We start from the raw sequence: 12,864 nt of genomic DNA, 5'->3' as shown, positions 1-12,864 counted from the left end.
GCCACAGATACCGGGTCCGCCCGCCTGTGCCGGTCATTGCACATGCAGCGCGACAAGCTGCCAGACCCATCGCATGTCATACCGTATATCGGCCAGAACGGGGTGATTGTCGCGCGGATAGACGATCCAGACTGGACCCTTGTCACGCGGGGTCAGAGGCACGTCATCCATGTAAAGCGCGGCCAGAACATCAAACCGGTGAAAATCCTCGACAGGGATATCGACGACATAGTCGTTCAACGCTGTCGCGCGCACACTACTTCCCTCGGCCCCGGCATGGGCGAGGATGTCTCGCATCAGCACGCCGCGGAACTCCGGCTTGCCATCTGTGACGCTGGTCGATGTCGAAAACTCATGCCAGTCCATCGTATCGAAATCCGCGCGCGTCATCTCTACCCTGTCGTTCCTGACCGCCCCGGTCAGGGTCAGCAGGACGTCCTCGGCGGCCACTGGCCCGGCCATGAACACAAGTGCCGTCATCAACGCGGTCTGAACGATTTGATACCGCAATCTCATCACCACAATCCAAAATGAAAATCCGGTTCCGACCTGAACTCTATCACAGGAGACGGCATGTTCCCCGTTCAAACGAACGGGGCGGCCGGTGTTGAGCAAAGCTAAACTCAGAATCAAACAGGAGGAGGATCTACTCTTGACCATCTTCTCTACGATGCGAAGGGCGGGCATACCTGTTCTGGCCTGTCTGCTGACGCTGCCGGTGCTGGCCGACGAGCCTGGAGGGCTGGTTACCGGCAGTTTTGGCGATCAGCCGCTGGAGCTGACTGTTGCCCCCGAATTGTCCGGTGCGACGATCATCGGCAACTATGCCGATGCCTCCTTGCTTGCCGCACAGATGGAGGGCGATCAGGGGCCGGTCAATCTGGAACTGACGATCAATGGCGAATTGCCCGCGCCCGGCGAAATGGCGCTGACGATCACCTTCTCGCGCGACATGGGACGGAATTGGACCGGCGATCAGGACAGCCTGACACTGACCCTGGAGGAATTCACGCCGGGCGACGGGATTGTCGCCTTGAAGGGCACGCTCACCGGGCAAGTCAGTGGCGGTCCCTCATCCGAAACCCGGCCTGTCACCTTCAGCTTCGACACCCGGCTTGAAGAGCTCGACTGAGATGGCTGGACTCGCCCTTGCCCGAACTGCGGCCCTGCTGCTGATCGCTACGGCAACCTCAGCACTGGCCGGTGAACCGTCCAACCCGGTCTGCCACGCGGACGTCCATCGCGCCGGTAATTTTGACCTGCGACAGATTGGTCCGCTGATCGCGGGAACGTGGACCGAAGTCGCCATCGGAACGAGTGTGGCAATAGGCGTTCAGGAGAGCACCTTCGAGATCATTTATGATCGGAACCGCAACCGATTGTATCTGGGTTCGGACGGCATTCAGACCGAACTGGTGCCGGTTCGAGGTGGCAACAAGCCGCTGCGCTTTGACTTTGTGCGTGGCGAAGAAATGGACCCGCAGTTTTATATGTTGACTTCAACGGGTTCCGAGCCCGGCGCGGAGCCTTGGGAATGGGCGTTGGTTCAGGATTGCCAGATTGCCTCGGCGCCGCAATTCGAATGGCAATTCGGCACCGGTGCGCGGCGCTCGGACGGGATCATCAGTTTCTTCTCGGCCAATGCGGCGATGGGAACAAAACGCAATTCGGCGCGGGGCGTCCGCGAACAGCTGATCAGCCGATAGGAATGCCAATGAAGGTGCTTGTCCCGCTTGTCTTGGCCCTCGGAAACGCAACCCCGGCTGGTGCATTGGACGCCATCGGCGAGATCGGGGCAAACTTGGACGGTGAAGAACTGAACTGGCAGGTGATGCGTCAGGATGATGGCTCGGCGATGGTGCAGATCACCGATATCGGCCCGCTGACCATGATCGAACTGCATGCACTTGGCGACGACAGCATTTCCATCGGCCTAATCTTTCACGGCAAGCCTTCCGGAGATACGCCGCCCGCCGGTCTGACCATCGACATGCGGCCCGATCGCGGGGCGATGGCGGGCGCGGTCTGGGAAAGCGAGGAAGAGCCGCCGCAGATGTCGATCGACCTGCTGGATCTTGAGGATGAAGGCCGCATCCAGGCCAGCTTTGCGGCAACCCTATGCCGCCGGGATGCCCCGGACGACTGTCGCGACGTCGAGGGGCGGATCGACACGTCGTTGGGTGCCGGCCCATGACACTGGCCGAGTTTCTGGCTGATCCCCTGCGCGTGACGCAAATCTCCGACAGCGTGCTGGAGATCGAGAATCGTCCGGTCCGGCGGGCGGTGATTGCTGCGGCGGTGATATTGTTGGCGATCGCGGCGGGCCTGGCAGCCATCGGGGATGCTGCGACCGGAACGGGGATCATCGTGCTTGCCGTGGTGGGCCTGATCGGCTGGCTCTACATGCACGAGTTGGTGCAGCTGACTCAACTGAGCCTGGACAGGCATGCCGGCCTTGTCCGGCTGCGTGTGACCACATTGCGCGGGCGGCGTGAAGAGACATTCGCACTTTCGGACCTGCACAAGCTGGAAAGCGTCGCGCACTATGGCACGGCGGCAGGAAACGATGAGACCCGGCTGGTGCTGATTTGCGGATCGGGACCAGAACGGCGCGAGATCATAGTGCCCATGTTCCGCCCGGATCCCGAAGATGTGGCGCATCTGACGGGCGTCGTCAATGGCTGGCTCTCCCGCCAGGGAAAGAGAAACCCGTCATGAGTATTGAGACGAATACGCCCGAACGACTGGAACTGGAACTGGCGATACCGCGCTTTATCCTGTGGTTCGTCATGCTGCCTGTCCTGCCGATCACCCTGATCGGGCTGGCCAATCTGATCGGGGGAGAAATCCTGACCGCGCTGGTGCTGCTGGTCGGGCTGAACGGGGCCTTTCTCGCGGGATATATCGCCCTGTCCGAGCGCACACGGCTCAGGTTGGACGCAGGGTCGGGGCTGGTCAGCATCATCCGGACATCGCGCCTCGTCACGCGTCAGCGGGACTATCCGCTCGAGGCGCTCGACAGTGCCGAACTTGACCGCAGCCATACCTCGCGAGAGGACCGCAGCACCTCGAAGGTGGTTCTGGTTTTTCGCAACACCCGCCCGGCAACACGGGTTCCGTTGTCACGTTGGGGCGTATCGGGCGATGGACCTGGGCAGGTCGCCAATGACATCAATGCCTGGCTGCGACGCCATCTCGGGGGCGAACAAACTTCCCCCGCATCTTAACCTTCAAGCTGATTGCCCCAAAAGGAACCGGAGCCATGTGGGATTTCAATATCGGACAAGCTCTCGGACTGTTGGGCCGAACAATGCCTTTCGTGCTCCTACGTGCCGCCGTCTATTTCGGAATCACACTGGCCTATATTCTGGCCACCGGCGCCGGTATTGGGGTCGGCTGGGGCGTTGGCGCCTTCGGGGATGACGAGTTCCGCGCGACCGCGATGGTATGGGGCGGCATGGCTGGTTTTGGCCTGACCGGCGCTGTAATGTACTGGCTTCGGGAATACATTCTCTATATCGTTAAGGCAGGCCATGTCGCGGTTCTTGTCGAACTGATTGACGGCAAGCCCCTCCCGGAAGGTCGCGGCCAGATTGCCCATGCAGCGGCCGTGGTGAAGGGGCGCTTCGGCCAGGCCTCACTGCTCTTCGCGCTGGACCAATTGGTCAAGGGAGTCATTCGCGCCGTCATCGGCCTTGTGCGCGGTGTATTGTCCATCCTGCCGATCCCCTATGTCCGGCAGTTGATGGGCATTGTGCAGGCCTTCCTGCGCGTGGCGGTGGGCTTCATCGATGAGGTGATCCTCGCCCATGCCATCCGCACCCGCTCGACCGATCCCTGGGGATCCGCACGCGAGGCGCTGGTGCTCTATGGCCAGAACTGGAAGGCGATGCTCCGGAACGCCGCCTGGCTGACCCTCTTCACCTATGGTCTCGCCTTCCTGATCTTCCTCGTGATGCTCGCGCGGGCAGCGGCACTGGTCTACGTCATGCCCGGCGCCTGGTCGGCGGGCGGCTTCGTTTTCGCGTTGCTGTTCGCCTGGAGCGTCAAGGCGGCCTTTCTCGAGCCCTTCGCCGTCACCTGCCTGATGCAGGTCTATTTCAGGATCACCGATGGCCAGGAGCCCGACTCTGAGTGGGATGCGCGGCTGGAGCAGATGTCCTCACATTTCCGCAAGCTGAAAGAACGCGCCGGTGCCCGCTTCGGGACAGCGCGCGATGGAGAAGCCGCATGAGATCTCTTGTGACCGCCGGGCTTATCGCCCTGACATCCGCCCTTGCGCCGGCAGCGCTTGCCCAGGAGCGCCCCAGCACGATCCTTGTTTTGGACGCCTCGGGGTCGATGTGGGGGCAGATCGATGGGATAAACAAAATCACCATCGCGCGCGATGTCGTCGGGGACATTGTGTCGGATTTCCCCGCCGATCAGAATCTCGGTTTCGTCACCTATGGCCATCGCGAGCGCGGGCAATGCGCGGATATCGAGACCTTGGTCGAACCCGCGCCCGGCACTGCGGCAGAGATCGCCGGCATCGTTGAAGGGTTAAACCCGCGGGGCATGACCCCGATGACCGATGCCGTCATCACCGCGGCTCAGGCGTTGCGCCACACCGAACAGGCGGCGACGGTGATCCTGGTTTCCGATGGGATCGAGACCTGCAATCCTGATCCTTGCGCCGCCGCCCGTGCATTGGAAGAAGCGGGCGTAGATTTTACCGCCCATGTCATTGGCTTCGATGTGCGGGGCGAAGCCGACGCCCTGTTGCAGATGCAATGCATCGCCGAGGAAACCGGCGGCCGCTTTCTGACTGCCGACAATGCCCAGGAACTCAACGAGGCCTTGCGCGAGGTCACTGCCGCGCCTGCCTCAGGGAGTTTCACCTTCACCGCAAATCTCGGAGGCGAGGAGATCGGCGACGAGACCGTCTGGGAGCGGCCAGCAGCGCCACTGGAGCTTCCGCTTCTGTCCGGCGAGGTGATCTGGGAGATATCGGATACTTCGTTCAACATGGTGCAGACCGGCACCGCGAACCCCTTCACCACGGACCTTCCGTTCGGCGAGTATATCGTGACGGTCCATTCGACGGCGCAGGATGACTTCTCGCAGACCGAGGCCAGTTTGGCGTTGGACAGCGCGCGCAATGTCCACGCCATTTTCCCGCCCATCACGTCGCAGCAGCCCGCCGCCCAGGTATTCGGCCCGGCACAAACCTTGGTTGGCTCCGCGTTTACGGTGAGCTGGGAAGGTGAGGGACTGGCTCCGCGTGATTATGTGACAATTGTCCCCGCCGACGCCGAAGACGGAGCCTATGCGGACTATGACCGGCTGGAGAACCGTACCGAAGGCGAGCTTCGTGCACCTGCCGAGCCTGGCCTCTACGAAGTGCGTCTGCAATTGGACGCGGGGGACCGCGTGCTCGCCCGCACCCCGGTCGAGGTGGTTGATGCCGACGTCACGGTCTCCGCACCCGCCCAGGTCGTTGTCGGGTCGGCATTCCCGGTCACCTGGCAGGGCGAGGGCCTGCACCCGCGCGACTACGTGACAATCGTTCCCGCCGGTTCGGCGGACGGCACCTATGCCGACTACGATCGCATGCAAGGTCGGAGCGAGGGCGAGCTGCGGGCGCCTGCCGAGCCTGGCCTCTACGAAGTGCGCCTGCAATTGGACGTGGGGGACCGCGTGCTCGCCCGCACCCCGATCGAGGTTGTCGACGCCGAGGTCAGTGTCTCCGCGCCGGCTCAAGTCGTTGTCGGGTCGGCGTTCCCGGTCGCCTGGCAGGGCGAGGGCCTGCATCCGCGCGACTACGTGACGATCGTTCCCGCCGGTGCCGCGGACGGCACCTATGCCGATTATGATCGCATGCAAGATCAGAGCGAGGGAGAGCTGCGGGCGCCTGCCGAGCCCGGCCTCTACGAGGTGCGCCTGCAACTGGACGTGGGGGACCGCGTGCTCGCCCGCACCCCGGTCGAGGTGCTGGATGGTGATGTTTTGCTTGACGGGCCGGACAGGGTCCCGGCGGGCGCCGAGATCACTCTATCCTGGACCGGTGCCATTCATCCGCGCGACTACATAGCCATCGTTCCCGGCCGCACGCCCGACGGCGAGCAAAGTGGCTATCGCCGCATTCAGAACGAAGATCAGGCCACGTTCACTGCACCCGCGGAGCCTGGTGCCTATGAAATCCGCTACCATTTGGACCACGGCGATCGGGTCATTGCCCGGCGACCGCTTGAGGTGCTGGCGGCGGACGCGCCGATAGACGAGAGCGCCGGGCTCGTGGTTCCTGGTACAGCAAGGCCTGGCGAAATCGTCACGGTCTCGTGGACAATCGAAGCTGGCCATGCCGATCGGCGCGTGGCGCTGGCACGAGCTGATGCGCCCGACTTTACCTGGATTGCAGTCCATCGCGTGGGCGACGAAACCGAAACGGTATTCAAGCTCCCGGACGAGCCGGGACAATACGAAGTGCGGTTTCTCGACCTACAAAGCCAGAGCGTTCTCGGACGCGCGATGATCACGCTCGGCGAATGATCTACGACAATTCCAATGAACCTAGAGTAGTCACAGCCATGCTCACATCAGCCATCATTGAATTTGGCTTTCTCGCCCTTGTCGTACCCGTCGCGGCTGCAGAGCCAGGGGCACAGGGGACGATCGCAGGCAAAGCACATTGCGAATGGCGAATCCGATAACGGCAATGAGCTCTCCGAGCAGCTTCGGCGCCTTGCGGCGATCAGGTCCCGTTCTGCGCAGAGCTATGCCTATCACCCGTGCAAGCAGCCAAGCACCGGAATACCACGCAGCAGCCGTGCTTAGCTGCCGAACGGCGTTCCGGTCTGCTTCCGGGGCGAACTGCTAAAAGGCAGTTTCATGGAAGACATAGGCCGCCACGGAAAAGCCGAAGTGGGATCGAGCTTGAGATCGAGGGCATCGATAGTCGGGTTGGCCGGAGAGCCGACGCCAAGACGGTTGCGGCGGTGATCCGTGCGCTGACGGCAACGTCGTGATCGGGCCGCCATGTGCCGTCAGAGATATGGTACCGATGAAACGGGGGGACTTCCGCAAGGGAGGGAAGGGAGTGGCCGCGCTGGCTCGCGAGACGATGGGTGCCGATCCATGTGGCGATGCGGTCTATATCTTCCGTGCCAAACGAACGGATCGGTTCAAGCTGATCTTCGGGGACGGCACTGGCGTCTGTATACATGCGAAACTGTTGGAGGATGGCGAGTTCCGCTGACCGAAGGTGTAGCGCGGCGTGATGCGTTTGACGGCGCTGTTCAAGCAGTTTGAAAGTTTCAGGTGCCCGCACTCTAGCCGAATAGCGGGCGCGGACAATGTGGAGGACAATATTTCACTACAAAATTACTGCGCAGAGACGGCACATAATTTCATTTGAGGTGAGGTCTGGCAGCTCCGATAATGTCGTGGTTGCTGGTCATATCCGGCTTCGCTCCGGCCCTCAAGCAAGACGGAAACAGGTCGTATGTCTGCTACACTCGATGTCGTAAGTGTGCCGGGTTATGTCCCTTCATTCGATATGGATGCCTTTACACAGATGTATCGGCACTCGATTGAGGAGCCCGATGCCTTTTGGGCTAAGCAGGCTCTGTGCGTCGATTGGCAGGTGCCTTTCACAAGGGTGCGTAATATCGACATTGGACCCGACATCGTTTCGATCAAATGGTTTGCGGACGGTACGCTCAACGCGTGCCACAACTGCGTCGACAGGCATGTCGATGCGCGCGGGGATCAGGTGGCGATCCTGTGGGAGGGCGACGAGCCCGGCCTTGCCGAGCGGATCACCTACCGGGAGCTTCATGGCGCCGTCTGCCGTTTAGCCAACGGCCTGCGATCGCTGGGGATCGGTAAGGGAGATCGGGTCGCGATCTACCTGCCGATGATTCCCGAGGCGGCGATCTCGATGCTTGCCTGCGCCCGGTTGGGCGCGGTGCATTCGGTGGTCTTTGGCGGATTTTCTGCGGAAGCGCTCGCCGGCAGAATTAGGGATTGCGGCGCGCGTGTCGTTGTCACCGCCAATGAGGGTGTAAGGGGCGGCAGAACAATACCCCTTAAGCACAACATGGACAAAGCGCTAGAGAGCTGCCCGTTCGTCGAGAAATGCATCGTCGTCGGTCGTACGGCGAGCCAGGTCGATTGGGTGGAAGGTCGCGACATACGCTATCTGGACCTCGTCGATACAATGAACGCCGAGTGCGAGCCCGAATGGATGAATGCCGAGGATCCACTGTTTATCCTCTACACCTCGGGTTCCACCGGAAAGCCCAAGGGAGTGCTGCACACGACGGGCGGCTACCTCGTCGCTTGTGCCCTGTCGCACCGCCACGTCTTCGACTACCGCGACGGCGATATCTTTTGGTGCACCGCCGATGTCGGCTGGGTGACGGGGCACAGCTATATCGTCTACGGCCCGCTCGCCAACGGCGCCACCACGGTGATGTTCGAGGGTATACCGACCTGGCCGACACCATCGCGATTCTGGGAGATTTGCGACAGACACGGGGTCACAATTTTCTATACAGCTCCGACCGCCATTCGTGCGCTGATGCGGGAGGGCGACGAACATGTCATGCGCATCGACCGCAGCTCGCTGCGGATCCTTGGCTCGGTCGGCGAGCCGATCAACCCCGAAGCGTGGCGTTGGTATTTCGAGGTGGTCGGCGAGGGACGCTGCCCGGTGATTGACACATGGTGGCAGACGGAAACGGGTACGATCATGATCGCGCCGGTTCCCGGCGTCACGCCGCTCAAGCCAGGTTCTGCGGCGCTGCCCTTCTTTGGCGTGGAGCCGGTGCTTGTCGACGACGCAGGTCGGGTGCTTGAAGGTGTCGCCGAGGGGTTGCTGTGCCTTCGGGACGCAGGACCAGGCATCATGCGTACGATCCATGGCGACCCGGCGCGCTTCATCGAAACCTATTTCCGGCGGTTCCCGGGCCTCTACTTCACCGGCGACGGCTGCCGGCGCGACGAGGACGGCTTCTATTGGATCACCGGCCGCATCGACGACGTCATCAACGTGTCGGGCCATCGGCTGGGCACGGCGGAGATCGAGGGCGCGCTGGTCGCCCATCAGGCCGTCGCTGAGGCGGCCGTCGTCGGCTATCCCGATGCGGTCAAGGGGCAGGGCATTCACGCCTTCGTCACGCTTAAAGCTGGCGAGGGGGAAACGGAAGCGCTGAGGCAGGAGCTGCGCGACTTCGTTCGGCGCCAGATTGGCGCGATCGCCCAGCCTGACGTCATCCAGTGGGCTACCGCACTGCCCAAAACACGCTCTGGCAAGATCATGCGACGCATCCTGCGCAAGCTCGCGGAGGGCAAGGTCGAGGAACTCGGCGACGTTTCCACCCTTGTCGACCCCGGGGTCGTTGCAGCTCTTGCGGATGTCGCAAGGGCCAGAAAGGATGCGGTATAGTCAGGCGGCAGGTTGCCGGTCGCATCTTGCTCAGCCGCCAGCCCTGCCACGCCGACGTGTCTAAAGCTTGCCCCTTCTTGTCGCAGGCCTACGAACCTGCCCGACGGAGCACAGGCGGCAATTCGCGGTCTCCGAAATCGATCACGGCCCGCTGCACGATCCGTCCCTGAGCATCGACACTCAGCCGAACCCGACTGTTCGAATGGAAAAAGGTCAGTCGGTAGCGTCCGGCATCTGCACCGACACCGCGTTCGCATATGCTAGTGATAGCGCCCAGCCGTAGTAATCCCGGCACTTCGGCCGCTGGAACGTGTAACAGCTCGCCCAGAACGCGCGCATCGACGGTGATCTCGCTATTGTCGATATCGACCTTCATCGCTTTGTCCGTGTTCGGAATCTCAGTCACGCCCCGCCCTCAGACGATGATAGCCAAGGCGGCCATCCCGCCGATGATCGGATGAGGCCGCCAATGCACCGGCAAAAGAGGGCTCTGCTCCCGTTCGTCTGGGTTGTTCGACGCAGGGTGGGCGGCACCCCTGCCGTTTTCTTTCTCGGCCATCGCTTAACCTCTTTTCCACCTTAGTCGCGGCGCCTTCGGCAGCCGGGCGGCAACATGTGCCTGCCTGCAGCGAGGCGTGTCGGGAATCATGCAGCGCCCGCAGTTCATGCTATCTCAAGAGCCTCGCGAACCGAAGCATGTGTGCTTGTGCTCGGTTAGCCCGCAGCTCTGGCGCAGTGCCTTGTCTGGCTCGTGTTCGATGACCTTGAAACTGCAGCTTAAGCGCGTCTATGTGGCCCCGGATCATAGGGACGGTCTATGAGTCCTCGTGGATCGCCTGTGGCCGCGCGGTCTCGGCAAGGAGGAAGCCTGCATCGACCATTGGGCGAAGGAAATCGCCCCAAGTACCGAGTTAAGCCAATGGTTCGGGCCTGATTCGGACAAATGGCCGGAGTTCCGTCGTCGCTACGAATGGGAATGGCGGGCCAATGGAACAGAGATGGATGCGTTTTGCTAGGGGATAGAGGAAGCGGCCACGACACTGCTCGAGGCAGCGAGAGACACCGAGCGCAACAATGTTGTCGTGCTGCGGGATTTCCTCGCCGTCAGGCACGACGGCTACCGCCTCCCGGGATCTCTCATGCGCTGTCGGTCGCAGTCACCAGCCACGACTGGTTTGTGGACGCCGGATCAGGCCCAAATGTCCAGAGGTCTCGGGTTTCGACCACGCGCTCCGGATCGCCGTGGACGATCTTCCCGTCAGGGGAACGAGTTGCAATCACGATTTCGGCGGTGAAACTGACACTGATTGCCGCGCCGCCTTTCGCGCCTTCGGCATCGACAATGCGGGCGTCCCTTATGCCGATAAAGGTCAACTCCAGCGTCTCGCCCCTGCTTTCACGATCGGTGATTGCGTGCTCGAATGCGGTAAGCACCTCGCTTTCGAGCAGCGTGTGCAGCGTATCAAGACTGCCTGCGGCGTAGGCTTCGAGAATGATCTCGTAGGCCCTGGAAGCCCCTTGGAGGAAATATCCTTCATCGAACGACGGATCAATTCGCCGGATCCTCTCGCAGCAGGCGGGGTCGATCCGGTCAGTGCACTCTTTGACATCCTTCGACCCTGCGGTTCCTGCGCGATTCTTCGCGGATATCACATCCAGGACGCTCAGCAGCGCCCACCACAGCCAGAACAGGATGATTGCTGACAGGTTGCCGCTCATATCGACAAATTCGCTCATTTCGATCTCCATGGCACGCTCGGGTCTTTCGACCCTGCCTGCCCTGTCCGCTCAGCGTATTCGCGGCAATGTTTCGAACTGGTGGTATGGTGGCGGAGAGGACAGCGTCCATTCCAGCGTCATCGCGCCCTCGCCCCATGGGTTGGCGGCTGCGGGCCGCTTGCGGGCGAACGCTTCCGCCACCGCGACGAGGAAGATGACGAGCCCGGCGGCAGAGATGTAGGAGCCGGTCGAGGAGACTAGGTTCCAGCCGGCGAAGGCATCCGGATAGTCGACATAGCGGCGAGGCATGCCGGCGAGCCCGAGAAAGTGCTGCGGGAAGAAGATAAGGTTCACCCCCACGAAGGTCACCCAGAAGTGCAACCTGCCCAGCGTCTCGCTCATCATGTAGCCGCTCATCTTCGGGAACCAGTAGTACCAGGCGGCGAAGATGGCGAAGGCCGCGCCGAGCGACAATACATAGTGGAAATGGGCGACGACGTAATAGGTATCATGCAACATGCGGTCGACGCCGGGATTGGCGACCACCACGCCGGTGACGCCACCGATGGTGAACAGCAGAACGAAGCCGCAGGCCCACAGCATCGGCGTTCTAAAGCTGATCGATCCACCCCACATCGTCGCCAACCAAGAGAACACCTTGATGCCGGTCGGCACGGCGATGACCATCGAAGCGAAGGCGAAATAGCGCTGGCTGTCGAGCGACATGCCGACGGTGAACATGTGGTGCGCCCATACCAGGAAACCGATCGCTCCGATTGCGACCATGGCGTAGGCCATACCTAGATAGCCGAAGACTGGTTTCCTCGCGAAAGTCGAGATAACGTGGCTGATGATGCCGAAGGCCGGCAGGATCATGATGTAGACTTCCGGGTGGCCGAAGAACCAGAACAGATGCTGGTAGAGAATGGGATCACCGCCCCCGGCCGGTGCGAAAAACGATGTGCCGAAATTGCGGTCGGTTAGCAGCATGGTGATGGCTCCCGCCAGCACTGGCAGCGCCAGCAGCAGCATGAACGCCGTCACCAGCATTGACCAGGCAAACAGCGGCATTTTGTGCAGCGTCATGCCCGGAGCGCGCATGTTGAAGATGGTGGTGATGAAGTTGATAGCGCCGAGAATCGAGGCCGCGCCGGAAAGGTGGATCGACAGGATGACGAGGTCGACCGCCGGCCCCGGTTGGCCGATGCTCGAATAGGGAGGATAGAGCGTCCAGCCGCCGCCATGGCCGAACGAGCCCGGCGCGCCCGGCACGAACATCGACGTCACGAACAGGATGAAGGAAGCGACGAGCAACCAGAAGGAGATGTTGTTCATACGCGGGAAGGCCATGTCCGGCGCACCGACCATGATCGGCACGAACCAGTTGCCGAAGCCTCCGATCAGCGCCGGCATGATGACGAAGAAGATCATGACCAGCCCGTGCGCGCTCACGAAGACGTTGAAGGTTTCCGACGCTGCGAAGATCTGCATACCCGGCTCCTGTAGCTCCATGCGGATCGCCACAGACAGTCCCGTGCCCAGGATGCCGGCGAGTATAGAGAAAATCAGGTAGAGGGTGCCGATATCCTTGTGGTTGGTGGTATAAAGCCAACGCTCTAGGAGGCCGGGCTTGTGGTCTTCAGGGGTGATGGTCGCTTCCGTCATTGCCGGCCTCCTGCCGTCTACTCCGGCGGGCCGCTCCGGCCTCAGACGAC

General features: G+C 61.7%; 15 protein-coding genes. 10 read left to right on the top strand and 5 right to left on the bottom strand.

Features of this window, described 5'->3' with window-relative positions:
• Positions 1-33 precede the first annotated feature (33 nt).
• Positions 34-480 (bottom strand): putative pterin-binding protein, encoded by a 447-nt coding sequence (locus V1479_RS23950; RefSeq protein ID WP_368805073.1) that lies wholly within the window; start codon positions 478-480, stop codon positions 34-36.
• A gap of 172 nt (positions 481-652) precedes the next feature.
• Here V1479_RS23950 and V1479_RS23945 point away from each other — a divergent pair, with 172 nt between their 5' ends.
• The 9 genes from V1479_RS23945 to acs all read left to right on the top strand — a co-directional run bounded on the left by V1479_RS23945 (position 653) and on the right by acs (position 9,430).
• Positions 653-1,132 carry a hypothetical protein gene (locus V1479_RS23945; RefSeq protein WP_368805072.1) on the top strand — a complete coding sequence of 160 codons (480 nt, stop codon included), beginning with the start codon at positions 653-655 and terminating at the stop codon, positions 1,130-1,132.
• A gap of 1 nt (position 1,133) precedes the next feature.
• On the top strand, positions 1,134-1,706 hold the full coding sequence (locus tag V1479_RS23940; protein ID WP_368805071.1) for a hypothetical protein: 573 nt from the start codon (positions 1,134-1,136) through the stop codon (positions 1,704-1,706).
• Between the two features lie 65 nt (positions 1,707-1,771).
• Positions 1,772-2,194 carry a hypothetical protein gene (locus V1479_RS23935; protein ID WP_368805070.1) on the top strand — a complete coding sequence of 141 codons (423 nt, stop codon included), beginning with the start codon at positions 1,772-1,774 and terminating at the stop codon, positions 2,192-2,194.
• Entirely contained in the window at positions 2,191-2,718 is a 528-nt protein-coding gene (locus tag V1479_RS23930; protein ID WP_368805069.1) for a hypothetical protein, read from the top strand. The genes V1479_RS23935 and V1479_RS23930 overlap by 4 nt, the downstream gene beginning before the upstream one ends.
• On the top strand, positions 2,715-3,227 hold the full coding sequence (locus V1479_RS23925; protein WP_368805068.1) for a hypothetical protein: 513 nt from the start codon (positions 2,715-2,717) through the stop codon (positions 3,225-3,227). Before V1479_RS23930 ends, V1479_RS23925 begins: the two co-directional genes overlap by 4 nt.
• Before the next feature lie 83 nt (positions 3,228-3,310).
• The gene (locus V1479_RS23920; RefSeq protein ID WP_368805067.1) at positions 3,311-4,234 is read left to right on the top strand and encodes a hypothetical protein; all 924 of its coding nucleotides are present in this window, start codon (positions 3,311-3,313) and stop codon (positions 4,232-4,234) included.
• A complete protein-coding gene (locus tag V1479_RS23915; RefSeq protein WP_368805066.1) occupies positions 4,231-6,531 on the top strand; it encodes a VWA domain-containing protein in 2,301 nt (766 codons plus the stop codon). Before V1479_RS23920 ends, V1479_RS23915 begins: the two co-directional genes overlap by 4 nt.
• 502 nt (positions 6,532-7,033) lie before the next feature.
• Positions 7,034-7,237 (top strand): IS66 family insertion sequence element accessory protein TnpB, encoded by a 204-nt coding sequence (gene tnpB, locus V1479_RS23910; RefSeq protein WP_368805065.1) that lies wholly within the window; start codon positions 7,034-7,036, stop codon positions 7,235-7,237.
• 246 nt (positions 7,238-7,483) lie between these two features.
• Complete coding sequence (acs, locus tag V1479_RS23905) at positions 7,484-9,430, top strand: acetate--CoA ligase (RefSeq protein WP_438620863.1); 1,947 nt, start codon at positions 7,484-7,486, stop codon at positions 9,428-9,430.
• Between the two features lie 88 nt (positions 9,431-9,518).
• Here the strand turns inward: acs and V1479_RS23900 are convergent, their stop codons facing one another.
• Entirely contained in the window at positions 9,519-9,806 is a 288-nt protein-coding gene (locus V1479_RS23900; RefSeq protein ID WP_173194471.1) for a DUF6522 family protein, read from the bottom strand.
• Positions 9,807-9,845: 39 nt separating this feature from the next.
• Positions 9,846-9,989, bottom strand: a complete 144-nt coding sequence (locus V1479_RS23895) for a hypothetical protein (protein WP_173194472.1) — start codon at positions 9,987-9,989, stop codon at positions 9,846-9,848.
• Positions 9,990-10,257: 268 nt separating this feature from the next.
• Between V1479_RS23895 and V1479_RS23890 the strand changes: the two genes are divergently transcribed.
• Positions 10,258-10,446: a DUF488 domain-containing protein gene (locus tag V1479_RS23890; RefSeq protein ID WP_368805064.1), complete on the top strand. Its 189-nt coding sequence runs from the start codon at positions 10,258-10,260 to the stop codon at positions 10,444-10,446.
• 121 nt (positions 10,447-10,567) lie between these two features.
• Here V1479_RS23890 and V1479_RS23885 read toward each other — a convergent pair whose 3' ends face one another.
• Positions 10,568-11,167 carry a Tim44/TimA family putative adaptor protein gene (locus V1479_RS23885; RefSeq protein ID WP_173194473.1) on the bottom strand — a complete coding sequence of 200 codons (600 nt, stop codon included), beginning with the start codon at positions 11,165-11,167 and terminating at the stop codon, positions 10,568-10,570.
• A gap of 51 nt (positions 11,168-11,218) precedes the next feature.
• Positions 11,219-12,814: a cytochrome c oxidase subunit I gene (ctaD, locus tag V1479_RS23880; RefSeq protein ID WP_173194474.1), complete on the bottom strand. Its 1,596-nt coding sequence runs from the start codon at positions 12,812-12,814 to the stop codon at positions 11,219-11,221.
• Positions 12,815-12,864: the final 50 nt, after the last annotated feature.

This window comes from Neoaquamicrobium sediminum, from assembly GCF_040970315.1.
GTDB classification, from domain to species: domain Bacteria; phylum Pseudomonadota; class Alphaproteobacteria; order Rhizobiales; family Rhizobiaceae; genus Aerobium; species Aerobium sediminum.
This window is presented reverse-complemented; position numbering and strand designations above follow the sequence as displayed.